General features: G+C 62.4%; 15 protein-coding genes and 2 pseudogenes. 16 read left to right on the top strand and 1 reads right to left on the bottom strand.

The window, feature by feature from the left end; genetic code table 11:
- Positions 1-1,420: pseudogene (locus EKN07_RS12695) on the top strand (hypothetical protein); the annotation flags it as partial.
- A gap of 352 nt (positions 1,421-1,772) precedes the next feature.
- On the opposite strand, the gene EKN07_RS12090 reads toward EKN07_RS12695, so the two are convergent.
- Positions 1,773-2,273 carry an inorganic diphosphatase gene (locus EKN07_RS12090; protein ID WP_126146528.1) on the bottom strand — a complete coding sequence of 167 codons (501 nt, stop codon included), beginning with the start codon at positions 2,271-2,273 and terminating at the stop codon, positions 1,773-1,775.
- 84 nt (positions 2,274-2,357) lie between these two features.
- Between EKN07_RS12090 and EKN07_RS12085 the strand changes: the two genes are divergently transcribed.
- The 15 genes and pseudogenes from EKN07_RS12085 to EKN07_RS12015 all read left to right on the top strand — a co-directional run.
- Complete coding sequence (locus EKN07_RS12085) at positions 2,358-3,719, top strand: D-alanyl-D-alanine carboxypeptidase (protein WP_126146527.1); 1,362 nt, start codon at positions 2,358-2,360, stop codon at positions 3,717-3,719.
- A gap of 137 nt (positions 3,720-3,856) precedes the next feature.
- Complete coding sequence (locus EKN07_RS12080) at positions 3,857-4,786, top strand: zinc-dependent metalloprotease (protein ID WP_108716222.1); 930 nt, start codon at positions 3,857-3,859, stop codon at positions 4,784-4,786.
- Between the two features lies 1 nt (position 4,787).
- Positions 4,788-5,879, top strand: a complete 1,092-nt coding sequence (gene tilS / locus EKN07_RS12075) for a tRNA lysidine(34) synthetase TilS (protein ID WP_108716221.1) — start codon at positions 4,788-4,790, stop codon at positions 5,877-5,879.
- Positions 5,880-5,888: 9 nt separating this feature from the next.
- Positions 5,889-6,443, top strand: a complete 555-nt coding sequence (gene hpt / locus EKN07_RS12070) for a hypoxanthine phosphoribosyltransferase (RefSeq protein WP_126146526.1) — start codon at positions 5,889-5,891, stop codon at positions 6,441-6,443.
- Positions 6,444-8,582, top strand: coding sequence for an ATP-dependent zinc metalloprotease FtsH (ftsH, locus tag EKN07_RS12065; RefSeq protein ID WP_126146525.1), 2,139 nt, complete (start codon positions 6,444-6,446; stop codon positions 8,580-8,582). It abuts the gene before it with no gap.
- Positions 8,575-9,168, top strand: a complete 594-nt coding sequence (gene folE / locus EKN07_RS12060; protein WP_108716219.1) for a GTP cyclohydrolase I FolE — start codon at positions 8,575-8,577, stop codon at positions 9,166-9,168. Before ftsH ends, folE begins: the two co-directional genes overlap by 8 nt.
- 91 nt (positions 9,169-9,259) lie before the next feature.
- On the top strand, positions 9,260-10,111 hold the full coding sequence (gene folP / locus EKN07_RS12055) for a dihydropteroate synthase (protein WP_240611253.1): 852 nt from the start codon (positions 9,260-9,262) through the stop codon (positions 10,109-10,111).
- Entirely contained in the window at positions 10,104-11,153 is a 1,050-nt protein-coding gene (folK, locus tag EKN07_RS12050; protein WP_108716217.1) for a 2-amino-4-hydroxy-6-hydroxymethyldihydropteridine diphosphokinase, read from the top strand. The genes folP and folK overlap by 8 nt, the downstream gene beginning before the upstream one ends.
- A 13-nt stretch (positions 11,154-11,166) precedes the next feature.
- Positions 11,167-11,640: a DUF3180 family protein gene (locus tag EKN07_RS12045; RefSeq protein WP_108716216.1), complete on the top strand. Its 474-nt coding sequence runs from the start codon at positions 11,167-11,169 to the stop codon at positions 11,638-11,640.
- 72 nt (positions 11,641-11,712) lie between these two features.
- Positions 11,713-12,204, top strand: coding sequence for a PH domain-containing protein (locus EKN07_RS12040; RefSeq protein ID WP_164546677.1), 492 nt, complete (start codon positions 11,713-11,715; stop codon positions 12,202-12,204).
- Positions 12,201-13,841, top strand: coding sequence for a PH domain-containing protein (locus EKN07_RS12035; protein WP_126146523.1), 1,641 nt, complete (start codon positions 12,201-12,203; stop codon positions 13,839-13,841). Before EKN07_RS12040 ends, EKN07_RS12035 begins: the two co-directional genes overlap by 4 nt.
- Before the next feature lie 165 nt (positions 13,842-14,006).
- Positions 14,007-14,954 carry a DUF2520 domain-containing protein gene (locus tag EKN07_RS12030; RefSeq protein WP_126146522.1) on the top strand — a complete coding sequence of 316 codons (948 nt, stop codon included), beginning with the start codon at positions 14,007-14,009 and terminating at the stop codon, positions 14,952-14,954.
- A gap of 128 nt (positions 14,955-15,082) precedes the next feature.
- Positions 15,083-15,931 (top strand): pantoate--beta-alanine ligase, encoded by an 849-nt coding sequence (panC, locus tag EKN07_RS12025; protein WP_108716212.1) that lies wholly within the window; start codon positions 15,083-15,085, stop codon positions 15,929-15,931.
- Positions 15,924-16,379, top strand: a complete 456-nt coding sequence (gene panD, locus EKN07_RS12020; protein WP_240611252.1) for an aspartate 1-decarboxylase — start codon at positions 15,924-15,926, stop codon at positions 16,377-16,379. Before panC ends, panD begins: the two co-directional genes overlap by 8 nt.
- Positions 16,380-16,939: 560 nt before the next feature.
- Positions 16,940-17,244: pseudogene (locus EKN07_RS12015) on the top strand (hypothetical protein); the annotation flags it as partial.

Raw genomic sequence — 17,244 nt, 5'->3', positions numbered from 1 at the left:
GGCGATGCATCGGGTGCAGTCTGCGGATCCGACGGGGTTGACAACACCGGTTATTGACGCACGTATGAGTCATGTCACTGCCGCCTATGAGGCTCGGGATAGTGGGTATGAGGAGAAAGCTGGGCGGATGGTGGATTATGTGGGTGAGGAGGTGGATCGTGCGATTCGTATGCTGCCTAGGAGTGAGAAGGCCGAGCCACGGTCCTATGTCACCTACGCGCCACCGTTGTCTGGTGTGGATTCGTCGGTGACGGGCCTGCCCTCTGATGGTGGTGCGTCGTATGCGGCGGCGTTGGCGGAGGGCCGCCCGACAGACACGGACCCAGACCTAGACGTGTCGGATGGTGGTGGGTCTGTTGTTCCGTCGGTGGGTGCGGTTGCGGCGGGTGTGGGTGTTTCTGGGAGTTTGGCGTGGATGTTTTCGTGGTATGCGGGTGAGCGTGTCGAAGGCATGGTGGGTACTCCACAAGGCAGGATGATCCGAGCTGATTCGGCGGAGGCACGCTACTTGTATGGTCCGGGTGGAGGGGATTTGATGGACCGGGTCCGGGAAGCCGGACGTCTCTCCTTCCAAGACAACAACAACCCCACGGGTGGTGCTGGGGCTGCGGCTGCGGGTGCTGCTGGTGCGGCTGGGCTGGCTCGTGGTGCGGCATCTGGTGTGCGGTGGAGTAATGCGCAGCAGATGGGCATGCGCCCCACCCGTATCCCCTTATCAGGCCAACCCCAACAAGCCACCGCCACCAGAGAAACCGGGACCGGGGCACGCGGTGCTGGTGGTGTGCGTGGCGGCCAAGCACAACAGGCCGGTATGCGTGGCACGGGTGGCGTTCGTGGTGGTCAGGCCCAGCAGACCGGTGCCCGCGGAACAGGTGCCCGTGGGACGGGCGTTCGCGGCGGTCAAGTACAGCAGTCTGGTCGTGGAACCGGTGTTCGTGGTGGACAGCCTGCTGGTGGTCGTGCTGGGACTGGCCGTGGAGCCGGTACGGGCGGCGTCCGGGGCGGGCAGACACAGCAATCTGGCCGTGGGACGGGTCGTGCTGGAACGGGTGTGCGTGGCGGGCAGGCCCAGCAGACTGGTGTCCGTGGGGCTGGTGTTCGTGGAGCGCAGGGCCAGCAGTTTGGTGTGCGTGGTGCGGGTGTGCGTGGTGCTGGTCGGAAGAAGGATGAGCGGGAGCGGAAGTGGAGTCCGGAGGTGCGTTTTGCTATGCGTGGTCGGGAGGTTCCGGATCCGCAGGAAGAGGAACGCCGCAAGGAGGAAGCGCTCAAGCGTTTGGATGCGGTGTGGTTGAGTCGCCATGGTGCCGAGAGCATCCGTGAGCGTGAGCGGCGTGAGGCCGAGGAAGCCACCCGTCGTGAAATGTTCTCCCGCCCCCTCCTGTACTGGCGGCCACCCCGCGAAGACGAACAACAACAATAGACTGGCCGAACGGGTGCTACGGTCCCACATATCCGTGGAGCAGCCGGACGGTCCGGTAAGGCCGTCGTCGCAGAGGACGAACAGCCCCACGTATCTGTGGGGCACCCTCAGCCATTTGGGACTGCTCTGTCTGTGGGACGCGTGCCGCGAAGCGGGTGTATGTTGCGGAAGATGAAGAGGCCCTGTGATGGAAGAAGTCGGTGGTACGGAAGGTCATGGGGCTACGTCGGCGACCGCTAGACTACATCTAGACCGCATCGGCGACAGTCAGAGGGTGCGCATCACTGTCGCGCCATGAAAGTCAAGGCCCTACACCGAGCAAAGCCGCCCGCCGCCCGCCGCAAGCGATGAATCAGTGCTCGTAATAGTGCTGGTCAATCGCGCGCTGGTAGGAGCGTTGGATTTCCGCCTCGGCCTCGAGACGTCCTACCCAGTGGGCGCCTTCCACCGACTTACCCGGTTCGAGGTCCTTGTAGACCTCGAAGAAGTGCTGGATTTCGAGGCGGTGGAATTCGCTGACATCCTCAATCTCCGTGCGCCAGGACGCTCGCTGGTCCCCCGAAGGGACGCAAAGAACCTTGTCATCGCCGCCGTGCTCGTCGCGCATGCGGAACATTCCCAGTGCGCGGCAGCGGATCACACAGCCGGGGAATGTCGGCTCTTCCAGCAGTACGAGGGCGTCCAACGGGTCGCCGTCTTCACCAAGCGTGTCGTCGATAAAACCGTAATCGTCCGGGTAGCGCGTTGAGGTGAACAGCATGCGATCCAGGCGGATTCGCCCTGTCTTGTGGTCCAGTTCGTACTTGTTCCGGTTGCCTTTCGGGATCTCGATGGTGACATCGAATTCAAGCATTTGCGTCTCCTCCTTCGACGGGACATCCTTGGCTCACTCGCCGTAGAGACCACGGGCCGAGGTCTACTGTGCGAGACTTGGCCTGTGAAACGACGAACACAGGTGGCGTTCTCTGCCGTGCTGGCACTCGTTGCCGGGTACCTTGTTGCGGATGCATACGATCTTACCCCGGGTATGCTCACAACGCGTGCTACCGTTCCGGATCCCCTGCCGTATCCGAGTGTGAACACCGTTGTGTCCAACCCAGTGTTGCCCTCTTTCGACGCCGCCGCTCCAATTCCATCGGCCGGTGATATTGAAGAGGCCATTGCCGAGCTCGAGGCAGATCCACGGGTCACCGGCGTTGTCTCCGTCGAGATGTCTGACGCCCTGACGGGAGAGACTATCGTTTCGCATAACGCCGACCAGGCGCGCACGCCGGCGTCGAATATGAAGTTGGTGACCGCCGCCGTTGCGTTGGAGACTCTCGGCCCCGATACAACTTTGCCGACGACGACGAAACTCTCCGGCACCACCGTCTACCTCGTGGGCGGCGGTGACACGTTGCTAGCCGCTGCAGAAGGAGACTCGGCGGCAGTCAAGGGGCGGTCCGGGCTGGGAGACCTGGCGCGCGATACCTCTGCCGCGCTGAAAGAACGGGGAGTAACGAGTGTGACGTTAGCGGTGGACTCCTCGCTTTTCTCCGGCCCGCTTTACCATCCGGATATCACGGGTTCCGATACGGGTTACATCATGGAGATGCGTCCTATTGCGGTGATGCAGTCGCGCAACGAGGTGGGAGCCTATACGCGCGATGCCGACTTGTCAGCACTGCAGATATTCGCCGACGCATTGACACAGCAAGGGATCGAGGTGACAGTATCGGGACGTGAAACTGCGCCGGACGACGCCGATGAGCTGGCGGAGGTTCGCAGTGCCACCGTACGGGAGCTCGTCGATTTTGCACTGACAGATTCCGACAACACGACTGCGGACGTTCTCGGGCACCTGGTCGCGCTTGAACGCGGGAAGGAAGGGAGCTTCGAAGGTGCGGCTGAGGCGACACGCGAGGCGCTGACCGAACTCGGTTATGGCCTTGATTCCGTTGTCATTTCAGACAATTCCGGACTGTCGCCGTCGAACAAACTCACAACCGGATTGCTGCTGGAGATTGTGGACAATGTGTACCGGTGCGATGGTTGCGTACTGGAGAGCATTGCGTCCGGGGTGCCAGTGAGCGGGCTATCCGGAACACTCGATGATCGCTACGGCGGCGAGGATATGGGTGCGCGCATCCATGCGAAAACGGGAACACTGACCACGGCGGCGTCGTTATCCGGATTCCTCCTGACCACGGATGGGCGACTGCTCGAATTCTCCGTGTTGATAGACCAGGTAGAGGAAGGAACTGTGACGCAGGCGCGACGCGCCATCGATGACTTCATGACATCCGTTGCCCGATTGTGAGGCGGGAGCTTTTTCGCCGCAGAATGCGAGGGTCAGACCGGGGCCGCCGGTGGGTTTGCTCTCGATGACCCTGCCTCGCAGTATGGCGCGGAGCGAAGAACTCGTTGTCGAGGGCGGGAAACCGGTACGGTAGGTCCATGGCAGAAATGAATACGCGGATTGTGGGGCAGGTATCGGCGTTGCTTTCCGGCCGACTTCCTGCCATCAAGCCGGGCGACGGCGAAGCGCTGGTGGCGGAACTGCATTCGCAGGCGACGAAGGCCCCGAGGATCGTCGGAGATGTAACCGGGCTGGGTGAAGCCGCGCACGCTGCAGCACACACTCCCGTGTACGTAGTAGATCGTTCGCGTTGGTCGGTTGCAACGGCACAGTCTGCGCGATCCGTGCTCAAACCATATTTGGAACAGTCGGCGGGCCCGTTGTCCTCCCGATTACAGGCGGTGGAGTTTGCAGCCGGGTTGGCTCCGCTTTCCCGCTCGGTTCTCGGCCAGTACGATCCCTTCTGCGGCCTACCGGGACGGCTCCTGCTGGTGGCGCCGAATCTACACGTGTTCGCCAAGGACTTCGATCTCAAGCAGAGCGATGTTGCGCTGTGGGTGTGCATCCATGAACTGACCCATGCCGTGCAGTTCAACGCCGCGCCCTGGCTGCTGGACTATTTGCTCTCTCGCGCCCACCGGCTACTCGAAACTTACGAAAACGCTGCACGAATTGACTTCGATGCGGGTGTGGGCGCGGAGATCGCCGCAGTGATGAGCCTGCTGGAAGGGCATGCCGAATACGTGATGAACCATGTGCCCTATGCCGTCCTGCCTGGCAGGCGCCGCCTAATGGCCGCGCTGCGCCGCCGTCGCGACGCAGCAAACCCTTTGCAGAAACTCGTACGCCATATCACTGGACTGGACGCGAAGCTCGCCCAGTATTCGGATGGTGTGGCATTCGTCGCCGCCGTGGTCGACGAGGTGGGGCATGAGGGGCTGAACATGGTGTGGGAAGACCCGCTGAACGTTCCCAGCCGCAGCGAGATCGATTCTCCGCAGGCCTGGATCAACCGGGTGCTTAGCTGATATGAGTGGTCCGCATCCGGTGGTGGCCGCTGCTCGCAGGGCCGTGTGGCAGGCCTTGTCTGACGCCGATGTGCCGACCGGCCGCCGACTACTACTAGCTGTATCGGGCGGCTCCGACTCCATGGCACTCGCCCAGGCTGTGCTTTTCGTTGCGGCACGGAATGGCTTTCCGGTGGTGAGCCTGACGGTGGATCATGGGCTGCGTTCTGATTCGCGCGCCGAGGCTGAGCAGGTGGCCGAGTGGTTGGTGCAATACGGCGTCGAACAAGGACTGGTCCGAACCGTAGACGTATCCGGACCCGGAGGTCCGGAAGCAGCGGCGCGCACCGCCCGTTACACAGCTTTGGCGGATGCGGCGCGTTCGTTGGCGGGCACGGACGGGGCCCCGGCTGTGGTGCTTCTCGGTCATACGGCCGACGATCAGGCGGAGACTGTGCTGCTCGGCCTGGCACGCGGCGCGGGGGCACGTTCGATATGGGGGATGCCGGTGGTCGGAGCGCTGCCGGGGGCAGAAGATGTGATCGCCCTCCGTCCACTCCTGGAACTCCAGCGTGAGGATCTGCGGGACGGATTGCGATCAGCAGATATTGACTGGGTAGATGATCCGACGAACGACCTTGATTCGAATTGGCGGGCTGCCGATGGCACGGTGCTACGGCGCAGCGCAATCCGCCACCGGGTGCTTCCAGAGCTTTCGCGAGCCCTCGGTCCGGGGGTTGTGGGTGCGCTTGGACGGACGGCGAGACAGTTGCGCGACGACGGTACCGCGCTCGACGTGTGGGCGCAGCGCGAGAGCACAGGAATGGGCGGGCAGCTCGCCATCACATACCTACGGACCCTGCCGGTGGCAATCCGTACACGCGTGCTTCGCCTGGCAGCGCTGGCTGCAGGGGCCCGCGCCGGAGAGCTCTCCACATGGCACCTTGCCCACCTGGATGATCTGGTGATGGGTGCCGGTGGTGGACGCGGAATTGATCTGCCCGGTGGTGTCCGTGCTGTGCAAAGAGACGGGCGGATCTGCTTCGACGGCGTAGGCTTGGAAGGTGTTGACCCGGTGGACAGGCCATCGGCAGGACGTGTGAAGGGACGTTAGAGGGTTCATATGGACGCACGGGATATGGGCGAAGACCTCGCCAAGGTGCTATTGACCGCCCAGGAAATCGACGAGCGACTCGACGCCGTCGCCGCGCAAATCGACGACTATTATCAGGGAAAGGAGGTTCTTCTTGTAGGCGTGCTGCGGGGCGCTGTTATGACAATGGCAGACTTGGCGCGCAAGCTCCACACCCCGGTGACGATGGATTGGATGGCCGTTTCCTCCTACGGTTCGGGTACGAAGTCCTCCGGTGTGGTGCGTATCCTCAAGGATTTAGACACGGACATTCAGGGGCGTGATGTGCTTATCGTCGAGGACATCATTGATTCGGGCCTCACGCTTTCCTGGCTGAAATCCAATCTTGAATCGCGGGAGCCCGACTCGGTACGCATCGCCACCTTGCTGCGCAAGCCGGATGCGGCGGTTGTTGATCTGCCGGTAGACTTCGTAGGCTTTGACATACCTAACGAGTTCGTGGTCGGCTACGGCCTCGATTACGCGGAGCGGTATCGGCATCTGCCCTTTGTCGGCACGCTAGCTCCGCACGTCTACGGAGGCTGAATGACACAGGAAACCGCCCACACCGAGGCTGAGGGGAAGGTAGCAGCGGTGGCTACAACGGGTGCCCCGACATCGGTAGAGAGCCCGGGTGTCGTTGACTCCGATCAACCCGCGGGCAGCAAGCCGGAGGAAGCCGATCCGGAATCTCAGGCGGGTCGGTCCTTAGAACATGGTGGAGGTGGCAAGCAGGGAAAGAATGACAAGGCGAAACGACGTCGCCTTCGTCTGCGTCTTCTCACCGTAACTGTGGTGGCCGCCGTCGTCGCAGTTGTGGTTGCGTTGTGGGTGACCTCGGACGCGCGTCGTTTCAAATCGGTTACCACCTCCGAAGGGATCGCACTACTGGAAACGGCGAAGATCACGCGCGCCGAGATAACCGACGGCACCCAGCAGGTGCGGCTCTGGCTGACGGCGCCAACAAAATCCATGGATGAGAAGGGTGAAACCCACTCTGTCGGTACACGGGTGACATTCCAATACGTGGATGCGCAGGCGGATCAGATCGCCAAATTAGTCGCTACGGCCAAGCCAACCCGCGGCTACAACTCGGTGGTGCCGGTGGACTCGATCTGGTCGTCAATCGTCGTCATGGCGGTGCCACTGCTCATCATTGTCGCCTTCTTCGTGTTCATCACCTCGCAAATGCAGTCGGGGTTGGGAGGGCTCGGCAATTTACGTGACCGCCGCACACCGGAGGGGGATCGGCCAAACGTCACCTTCGGCGACGTCGCCGGAGAGGACGAAGCCGTCGCCGAACTACAGGAGATCACCGAGTTTCTTAGAGTGCCGGAGCGTTTCCATGCTCTGGGGGCGAAAATCCCACGTGGCGTCCTCCTGTATGGTCCGCCCGGCACCGGGAAGACACTGCTTGCCCGGGCGGTTGCCGGAGAAGCAGGCGTGCCCTTCTTTACCATTTCCGCCTCCGAGTTTGTAGAGATGTTTGTGGGAGTGGGAGCTTCGCGCGTTCGCTCGCTGTTCAATAAGGCGAAGGAGCAGGCTCCGGCTATCGTTTTCGTGGACGAGATCGACGCCGTCGGCCGCGGGCGTGGGGTCGGTATTGGCGGCGGCAACGATGAACGCGAGCAGACTCTCAACCAACTGTTGGTAGAACTGGACGGTTTCGACGAGCGTGCGAATGTCATTTTGATCGCGGCGACGAACCGGCCCGATGTGCTTGACCCTGCGCTGCTGCGCCCCGGGCGTTTTGATCGGCAGATCGCCGTGGACTCCCCCGATCTCAACGGGCGGAGTGCGATTCTTGCGGTACATGCTCGGGGCAAGCCCCTGGAGGCCGATATCGATCTGGCGGCAGTTGCCCGCCGCACCCCTGGATTCACCGGCGCCGACTTGGAGAATATCCTGAATGAAGCAGCTTTACTGGCGGCGCGTAATTCACACGAGCGAATCACTGAAGACGATGTGGATGAGGCAATCGACCGGGTGCTCGCCGGGCCGCAGCGCAGCTCGCGGGTGATGAATGCCGAAGAAAAACGTATGACAGCCTACCACGAAGCTGGGCATGCGCTTGCTGCCGCCGCTCTGCACCACACCGATCCGGTGACCAAGGTGACGATTCTGCCGCGCGGTCGTGCGCTCGGGTACACGATGGTCATGCCGCAGGAGGACCGCTACTCGCACTCTCGTAGTCAACTGTTAGATGAGATTACCTACGCATTGGGAGGCCGTGCGGCCGAGGAGATTATTTTCGGCGACCCCTCCACCGGCGCGGCCAACGATATTCAGAAGGCCACGTCGGTGGCACGCCGCATGGTCACCGAATACGGTATGACCTCCAGTATCGGGCCGGTACGTACCGTCACCTCCGAGGGTGATCCCCTTACTGCGGGAGCGGGCGAAGGCCAACCAATTCTGTCTGACGCCTTGGCGGGGCAAATAGATGTCGAGGTGCGGCATCTAATTGACGACGCCCATGCGGAGGCGCGCAGTATCATCACGCAGAATCGCGACGTGTTGGATACTTTGGCACAGCGTTTACTCGAGAAAGAAACGGTGCTGGAGGCCGAGTTGACAGAGATCTTCGCCGCCGTGCGGCTGGCGCCGCAGCGGCGGAAGTGGGAATCGTCTTCTACCGAGCAGGTGGGGGCTGCCGGAGCCGAAACCGAGGTGCGCGATGACTGACACTCCAGCCGGAGCGGTGCGCGCATACGACGAAGAGCGCGTCCGTCGCGCGGTACGGGACCTCTTGTTCGCCATCGGGGAAAATCCCGAGCGTGACGGTCTGCGGGATACCCCGGAGCGGATTGCGCGTGCCTGGCGTGAGATGCTGTCCGGACTGCATTCCGACCCCGACGAGGTGCTGGAGGCACAGTTCGACATCGGCCATCAGGAGATGGTGCTGGTCAAGGATATTCCGCTCTATTCCCTGTGCGAGCACCATCTGCTGCCTTTCCACGGAGTGGCGCACGTGGCATACATACCGGGTGTGGACGGGAAGGTGACCGGTTTGTCCAAACTCGCGCGGCTGGTTGAGGGCTATGCGCGGCGTCCGCAGGTCCAAGAACGTCTGACGTCCCAAGTTGCAGACGCACTTGTGCGTAAACTAGGAGCACGTGGCGTCATCGTCGTCGTCGAAGCGGAGCACTTGTGCATGTCAATGCGCGGTGTTCGCAAACCGGGGGCACGGACCATCACCTCGGCGGTCCGTGGCATTATGCGCAACTCCGCCACCCGTGCGGAGGCCATGAGCCTGATCAACTCGCAGTAGCGCGGAAGGTGTTCGGGCCGGTGGCTTCGGCGATGAGGCGACGCCGTAGTGGTGATGCCATCCGACCAGACGGACGAAAGCGAGAGGCGATATGGCAGTGACTCGAGTTCCTCGATACCCGGGCCGGACCCTTGTGATGGGTATCCTCAACGTGACCCCGGATTCTTTCTCCGATGGTGGAGCATGGATGAACGTCGATGATGCCATTTCACGGGGATATGAACTGATCAGGCAGGGCGCGGATATTATCGATATCGGTGGAGAATCGACTCGACCCGGCGCTACGCCGTTGTCGGCCCAGAAAGAATGGGATCGCATCGGTGCCGTGGTGCGTGCACTGGCACAAACAGAGACGGTGGTATCGGTTGACACCTACCACGCCCATACGGCTCGGCGGGCGGCTGATGCCGGAGCATCGATCATTAACGACGTGACCGGCGGGGCTGGCGACCCGAGTATGTTCTCGGCGGTCGCGGCTACCGGGTGTACGTACATCATGCAGCATATGCGCGGTATGCCACAGAGCATGGATAGCATGGCCGAGTACGATTCGGTGCCAGAAGAGGTGGCTGCAGAACTGGCTGCGGCCATGGAACGTGCCATATCCGCGGGAGTCAGGCGCGAGCAGATCATACTGGATCCCGGTTTCGGCTTCGCCAAGGTCGCGCACCAGAATTGGGATCTGGCTGCACATATGGAAGCGGTGCTAGCACTCGGAGCGCCGGTGCTGGTCGGTGTGTCACGGAAGCGATTTCTGGCCGAGGTGACTGACGGTGGTGAGCCGGAGGATCGAGACGCGGCGACGGCCGCGCTGACCAGCTACTTCGCACAACTGGGCGTGTGGGGTGTACGAGTGCATGACGTGGCGGCCTCACGTGCCGCTGTGCTCACCGAGGCTCGGTTGCGTGCGGCCGGGCGGCAAAAGGAGGCATCCAATGACTGACACGGTTCGTATTAGCGGTGTATCGGCGATGGGATGCCATGGCGTGTATCCGGAGGAACACTCCACACCGCAACGTTTCGTTGTGGATATTGCCATGGAAGTTGATGTGCGTGCAGGTTGGCAGCACGACGCGCTTGAGTCGACAATCTCCTATGGTGATGCGGCGCGCGACGCGGTGGCAGTGATTACCGGCGAGCACGCCGCTCTTATTGAGACCCTGGCACAGCGCATCGCCGACCGGATCCTGGGGCGCGGCGCGCTCTCAGTGGAAGTCACTGTCCACAAACCGGAAGCGCCGGTTGATGTTCCTTTTGCCGACGCCTCGGTGACCCTCCGGCGTCGCGGACCGCTTCTCGACGACGATGCCGGAATACGGCACGCCGTCGTCGCCCTCGGCGCGAACCTCGGAAAGCGGCGGGCCACGCTTGACCATGCCATTGCGCTGATCCGTGAGCTCGACGTGCACGTGACCGCCGTTTCGCCGTTCATGCTGACAAAGGCACAGATTGCACCCGGGCAGGCGCCGCAACCTGATTATCTCAACGCGGTGTTGGCCCTGGACACCGCGTTGTCGCCACTCCAATTGCTCGATGAGTTGCAACGCATCGAGGTGCGGTGCGGGCGAGTGCGCCACGGGAGGTGGAGCGCTCGCCGGGTGGATATTGACATTATCGATTTTGCCGGTATCGATTCCGACTATCCGCGTCTGCTCCTCCCGCATCCGCGGGCGGCATGGCGCCTGTTCGTGTTGGAGCCCTGGGCGCGCATTGAACCGGACGCTTCCCTGGGCGGAGTGCCTATTCGCGAGCGGATCGAAAGGCTGTATGCAGCAGAGGCGGGTGCTGACCGCTTTGCCGGGCCAACCGAGTTGGACAACGCAGCCGTCGGTTCCGGTGATGGAAGCTTGCCGGGCGAATCTGAGCGGCCCAGCGGCCCTGCGGGTGGCGAACCGCCCGCGGTGCATGAGGCGGCCTCGCCACATGAGGCGGACACTCGCAGCGCTGGGCGGGCCCCTTCCGGTCCGAAGGCGGAACGCGATTGAGGGTTAGGTGCTAATGCGGCGCACTACGTGGTGGATGCTGGTGTGCTGTGCAGTTGTCGGCGTGGCACTGGGCGCCCTTCTCGCAATCGCAATGTTCGCGGGCGGGGTTCCCCTGGTGCGGCTGCCGTTACTCCTGCCGGTTGTTGTCGCTGCGGCTGCCGTATTCTTGCTTGCCCTTGGCTGGCAGGTGCGGCGCGGCCGTGCGGGGAGGCGGAGTCGGCTCTCCGCACTTCAGTCGGCTCCTGTTGCCGCCCTTGCCCAGGCATCCAGCCGGACCGGTGCGTTACTTGCGGGAGCGGCAGGAGCCTTTGCCGTGGCGTGCATGGAGGATCGCGGATCCGCGTATTTGCATTGGCAGGCGACGGCGAGCCTGTGGACCGCCGTGGCGAGTCTGCTGCTCGTGGTAGCTGGCGTCGTTGTGGAGGCTTGGTGTGCGCTTGGGGATGGCGGCAGCCGCAGGCCGACGGAACGTGGTGTCTTGCAGTAGTTTATGAGGTGTCCTGGCGCGGTGGCACGGACGGCTGGGGAAGCGCAGGCGCGCGTTCGTTACACTGTAGACATGACCAGAACGCCACTCGGAGAGGGGCTTGAGTTTCGGCCCGTTGACCCTGGTTTGATCGCCGTCCGCCTCCAAATGTGGATTGCTGCCGCGATCCCGCTGCTCGCCGGGCTTGTCGCGCTGTGCCTGACTCTGTGGGGCAGCTATCCGTGGACATGGGTCTTTCCGGCACTTCTCGTGATCGTTGTGGGATGGCGGTGTGCCCTGTTGCCGCGTCAGGTGCGTGCCATCGGTTATGCGGAACTCGACAACGAGCTGGTGATCCGCCGCGGTGTCATGTGGCAACGCCTAGATGTCATTCCCTACGGGCGGATGCAACACGTGGACGTAACGGCGGGGCCGCTACTTGCACGGCGCGGTTTGGCCAAGGTGCAGTTGACGACCGCGTCGGTGGCCTCGAATGGGCAAATCCCCGGGGTGACGGTCGCCGAAGCGCAACGGTTGCGTGAGAAGCTCACCGGGCTCGGATCGTCCCGGATGGAGGGACTGTGAACTCTGGAGACAATGCCGTGCCGGGCGAGAATCGGATCGGAGATCCGAATCCGGCAATGGGCGCCGGTCGAGGCCGCGCTGCTGATCGGGGTGATAACCCTGCGGCACAGGCGGTACCGGCCGATGCCTGGCGGTCATTTTCGTACGCGACTCCGCTCAGCTCCGTGGCCAAATTGTGGGGATTTGTAGTTGTTGCCCTGTTCGCCATTTTCAAGGGCTTCCTGGAAGGCGACAGCGTCTATGCGGATGTGTGGGACTGGCTGATTCACCTCGGCACCGTCTGGATTTGGCGTGCGGTTGGGATCCTTGCCGCCGTCGGTGCGGTAACAGCGGTATGCGGCGCAGTCATCTGGCATTTCACGAGGTTCGCACTGGTTGAAGATGGCATTCACTTGCGCCGTGGCGTGTTGATTAAGCGACACCTGCACATGCGCTGGGATCGTGTACAAACAGTGGACGTTACGCAGCGCTTCTTCGCCCGGTTGATCGGGCAGGGAAGCGTACTGGTCGCAAGTGCGGGCGCGGAGACGATCGAGCTCGGTTTGCTGCGGCGCGCCGATTGTGAAGCGCTACGCGCGACGATTCTGCATGTCAGCGCCCAGGCACGGGCCGGAGAAACCATACGAATTCCGGAGAGCGTGGAACTGGACGATACCTCCGAGCGCATCACCTACCGGTTACCGACCGGGCGATTGGTTGTGACATCGCTGCTGTCGGGATCTGCGGTGGTGGGCGTGCTATCGGTCCTTTTTTCACTCTGGTTGGCAGATGCCTTCTCCGTGACGGCAATTGTCCCCCTGCTTGTTATTCTGGCGACCGCCTTATGGAACGGGTTAGGCAACGTGGCGAGAAAGTGGGGCTGTGAGGTGCGCCTTGCTCCTGCCGGAGTGCAAGTGCGGGCCGGATTCGGCTCCCGGAAAGCACGTACCCTCCTGCCGGGGCGGGTCCATGCCGTGATTCTATCTCAGCCATTACTGTGGCGTCGTTTTGACTGGTGGCGCCTACAGGTGGTGGTGGCACGTTCTGCGCTGGATGTGGACACGTGGCGGCGGGGATGGACTATCCCCGCGGGGACCCGGCAGGATGTCCTGCGCATGCTCTGGTGCTTCGTTCCCGACCTGGGAGTGGAGGATGCTGAACGGTTCCTCGCTGAGAGTCTCGACGGCGCAGGAGATTCGGAACACTATATGCTCGCCGGCAGGAACGCGCGCTGGTTCAACCCCCTTGGATGGCAGGCGGAGGCGATAGCGGTTACTTCCACCGCTGCGGTGCTGCGGCGCGGGCGGTGGCGGCGTCAAGTGCAAATCATCCTGCACGAACACTGCCAATCCTTGGCGTTGGTCCGCGGGCCTTTCAGCCGCTGGCTCGGATTGGCCGGATTGCGATTCTGTTACGTACAGGTGCCGGGAGAAATGACGCAGCGGCATATGGACCTAGCCGACGCACAGCGCCTTTTGTGGGAGGAGAACCGGCGCACAATTGATCGGCGAACGATATCCGACGGGGAGAGCTTGGAGCAGTGGCGGATACGCGTTGGTGTAGTCGACGGTGAAGGCTCCGCGCAAGCCAATACTGGCGATGGCGATGCTGCAGATGATCGACTCGGTGAGCCCAACAGCTTGGCGCCCCGGCTATGATAGAGACGACTGTCCCGGAGGGATGACTGTTCAGAACGCACGGCGGGGCTGAGCGGGGATTCGGGGTGGAGCCGCGATGGGTGGGTCAGAGTAGAACTAGCGATGGCTGGCCGGGGCAAGCCCGCAATGGTCGGGTCAGAGTGGAACCGGGACTAAGCTGAGTGTATGTCAACTGATTCGCGATCCCAGGCGGCCTCGCGCGCCGGGCGGCTGCGTATCGGCATTATTTCCGCCGGTAAGGTAGGTGTGGCGCTTGGCGCCGCGCTGCGTGGTACCGGGCACACCATCACGGGCGCCTACGCATCCTCGGATGCCAGCCGTGATCGCCTAGACGCCATGCTTCCACAGGTTCCCGCTCTCTCGGCGCAGGAGATCACTGCTGTGTCCGACGTCGTGCTTTTTGCAGTTCCCGACGACGAACTTGCCCCGCTGGTTGCAGGTCTTGCCAAACTCGGCGCGTTCCGGCCCGGGCACCTCGCGATCCACGTCGTCGGCAGATATGGTACTTCGGTGTTGGAGCCTGTTCGGGCAGCGGGAGCTTTGGCGCTGGCAATTCACCCGGCTATGACTTTCACGGGCACATCCCTTGACCTCAACCGCCTCAATGGTTGCCCCTTCGCGGTCACCGGACCGGCAACTTTGCTGCCCGTGGCGCAGGCGTTAGTCACTGAGATGGGCGGGGTTCCTTTTGCCGTTGCGGAAGAGGATCGGGGCCTTTATCACGCGGCAATAGCGCACGGGGCGAATCATCTGGTCACGCTGGTTGCGCAGGCAATGCGGGCGCTTGCGGCCGTCGGCATCGACAACCCGGGCGAGTATCTTCGCCCTCTCGTTGAAGCCTCGTTGGACGGCGCTTTGCGTTCAGGTGAATCGCTGCTCACCGGTCCGGTGGTACGCGGCGATGTTGGAACGGTAGCGGAGCACGCCGAGGCCTTTCGTGTGCTTGCGGCAACTGGTGATTTCGCGGATATTCCGCCGGTCTATCAGGCGCTTGCGACGGCGACGGCGCAGCGAGCGGGTGCACGCCGCCTTTTGCGCCCCGAGCAGGTCGAGGCGATTGAAAGGGCCGCTGCCGGAGCTACCGGAGAGATGCCGAGCGTGGCATCCAGTTAGTGGCACAGCCTTGGAGAAGTGGTCCGTTTTAGTCCTAGGCGTTTGCCCGATACGGCGAGATGTAGACCACGTACGAGTGATCCCTCACGAACTCGTCCGGCGAGTTAACCGACCGGTACGCTTGAAGCGTGGCAGTTCTGACGCGTACTAAAGATGAACTTCACGCCGCGCTCGCCCAGCTGGATGGTGATGTCGCTCTTGTGATGACGATGGGAGCCCTGCACGAGGGTCACCTGTCGTTGGTTCGCGCTGCGCGAGAGACGGCGTCGAACGTCGTCGTATCGATTTTCGTCAACCCGCTGCAGTTCGGGCCGGGCGAGGATTACGAAGCGTACCCGCGCGATCTGGATGCCGACCTGGCACTGCTGGAGTCACTGGGCGTCGCGGTGGTGTTTGCGCCGGGTGTGGACGATATGTACCCGCGCGAGCCTCTGGTGCGTATCAACCCAGGGCCCATGGCTGAGGTGCTGGAGGGTAAGACGCGCCCAACGCATTTCGCCGGGGTTCTGCAGGTTGTCCACAAGGTGTTCAATTTGGTACAGCCACAGGTGGCCTTCTTCGGTCAGAAGGACGCGCAGCAGCTGGCCTTGGTGCGCACCATGGTGGCCGATCTCGACATGCCGCTTGAGATTCGGGCGGTGCCTATTCAGCGGGAGGAGTCGGGCTTGGCGCTCTCTTCGCGTAACTCCTATCTTTCTGAGACGCAGCGCATTGAGGCGCTGGCGTTGAATCAGGCGCTAGTGCTGGGGCGTGACGCCGCCCTGCACGGCGCGTCGCCGACGGTGACACTGCGGACTGCTCGCGACTATTTGGAAGCCGCACCTGGCGTGCGCATCGATTACATAACGCTCGTGGATCCCGATACTTTTGAGGAAATTGATGGAGAAGCGGCTGCATCACGCGGATTACTCGCAACCGCTGCCTGGGTGGGTAGCACCCGCCTGATCGACAATATGGAGGTCGAGTTTCATGACTGAATCTGCCAATTCTCCGGTCCGTCTGCGGCGCATGATGACCGGAAAAATTCACCGGGTTACCGTCACTGGAGCGGACTTGAACTACGTCGGCTCGATAACCATCGACGCCGACCTGCTTGATGCCTCCGATATTCTTCCCGGGCAGGAGGTCGACGTCGTCGACGTAACAAACGGAGCACGGCTGACAACCTACGTTATTCCCGGTGAGCGCGGCAGCGGTGAGATTACCGTGAACGGTGCAGCGGCGCATCTGATCCATGAGGGAGATGTTGCCATCGTGATCTCCTACTCGTTGCTCGACGACGCCAGCGCACATAGCTACCAGCCGCATGTGGTGTTCGTGGATGAGCACAACAGGGTTGTGCAGGTGGATGGTGAGCCGGGAGAGGCTCCCGCCGGTCATGGCCTTGCGAGCTCCGGCGTGAGTTTTACATCCGTGCTGAGCTAGTCGGCTCACTCTTAGCGGTGCCCTGGCGGCAGCGGGATGCCACACTGGCGGCTGCGGGACTCCTTAGCGCGGGGAGTGGCAGGAGTCCCGGATCGTGCGGGGTGGGCGGCGGCAACGCGTGGGTGAGCTTGTAAGAAGTGTCGGTGAGCCAGCGAGAAGTGTGGGTGAGCCAGCGAGAAGTGTCGGGTTTTTCAAGAAGTGTCGTGAAATAGGCGGAGTTTCTTGAAAATCCCGACACTTCTTGGCATTGGGGGTGGTGTGCCCGGCGGGCGGGTGGGGTGTTTGCGCTGGGATGAGTTTGCCCGGGTGGGTGTTGGCGCGGTTGTGCCGGTGTCAGTGTGCTTGGGTGGCGAGGAGCTTGCCCAGGTTGTTTGGAGTGGCTGTGTGCGGGTGTGTGGTGCTTGGCGTTGTCTGGTGTGCTGGGGTGTTCGGTCGTGGCTGGGGTGGCTGTGTGCTGGGGGTTGTGTTGTGGGTTATGGTTGGGTAGTCTCGGGGTGATTTAATGGTGCTCGCCGGTTGTGGGTTCTCACCGGTTGGCTTGAGATGAAGGAGTCTGGGTCGTGGCGACGGTGGCGGAGATTGCGACGTGGCGGAGTGGGCCGTTGCGGGAGGCGAGTGCGGATTTGAAGACGACGGCGCGCCGGTATGCGGAGGTTGCCGAGGGGTTGGGCGGGTTTGTGAATGATGAGGTGTTTGTTGGTGAGGCGGGTGATGCGGAGGCGGCGTCGCGGCGGGCCTTGGTTGATGATATGGGGGATATGCAGCGGATTTTGGAGAAGGCAGCTAATGATTTTGATGCGATTGCGGATGCTATTGATGAGTTGGTACCGGAGGCGGAGGGGATCAGGATTGAGTTGGGCGGTGC

It is taken from the genome of Actinobaculum sp. 352 (genome assembly GCF_003957265.1).
In the GTDB taxonomy this organism is placed as follows: Bacteria; Actinomycetota; Actinomycetes; order Actinomycetales; family Actinomycetaceae; genus Asp313.
Note: the sequence above shows the minus strand (reverse complement) of the source record. Positions and strands in the feature narration are given on the sequence as shown.

Bases quoted from the DNA above. Each gene is read 5' to 3' on its own strand.
- EKN07_RS12090 (WP_126146528.1), bottom strand. From the start codon at position 2,273: ATGCTTGAATTCGATGTCACCATCGAGATCCCGAAAGGCAACCGGAAC.
- EKN07_RS12080 (WP_108716222.1), top strand. From the start codon at position 3,857: ATGGCAGAAATGAATACGCGGATTGTGGGGCAGGTATCGGCGTTGCTT.
- tilS (WP_108716221.1), top strand. From the start codon at position 4,788: ATGAGTGGTCCGCATCCGGTGGTGGCCGCTGCTCGCAGGGCCGTGTGG.
- hpt (WP_126146526.1), top strand. From the start codon at position 5,889: ATGGACGCACGGGATATGGGCGAAGACCTCGCCAAGGTGCTATTGACC.
- ftsH (WP_126146525.1), top strand. From the start codon at position 6,444: ATGACACAGGAAACCGCCCACACCGAGGCTGAGGGGAAGGTAGCAGCG.
- folE (WP_108716219.1), top strand. From the start codon at position 8,575: ATGACTGACACTCCAGCCGGAGCGGTGCGCGCATACGACGAAGAGCGC.
- folP (WP_240611253.1), top strand. From the start codon at position 9,260: ATGGCAGTGACTCGAGTTCCTCGATACCCGGGCCGGACCCTTGTGATG.
- folK (WP_108716217.1), top strand. From the start codon at position 10,104: ATGACTGACACGGTTCGTATTAGCGGTGTATCGGCGATGGGATGCCAT.
- EKN07_RS12045 (WP_108716216.1), top strand. From the start codon at position 11,167: ATGCGGCGCACTACGTGGTGGATGCTGGTGTGCTGTGCAGTTGTCGGC.
- EKN07_RS12040 (WP_164546677.1), top strand. From the start codon at position 11,713: ATGACCAGAACGCCACTCGGAGAGGGGCTTGAGTTTCGGCCCGTTGAC.
- EKN07_RS12030 (WP_126146522.1), top strand. From the start codon at position 14,007: ATGTCAACTGATTCGCGATCCCAGGCGGCCTCGCGCGCCGGGCGGCTG.
- panD (WP_240611252.1), top strand. From the start codon at position 15,924: ATGACTGAATCTGCCAATTCTCCGGTCCGTCTGCGGCGCATGATGACC.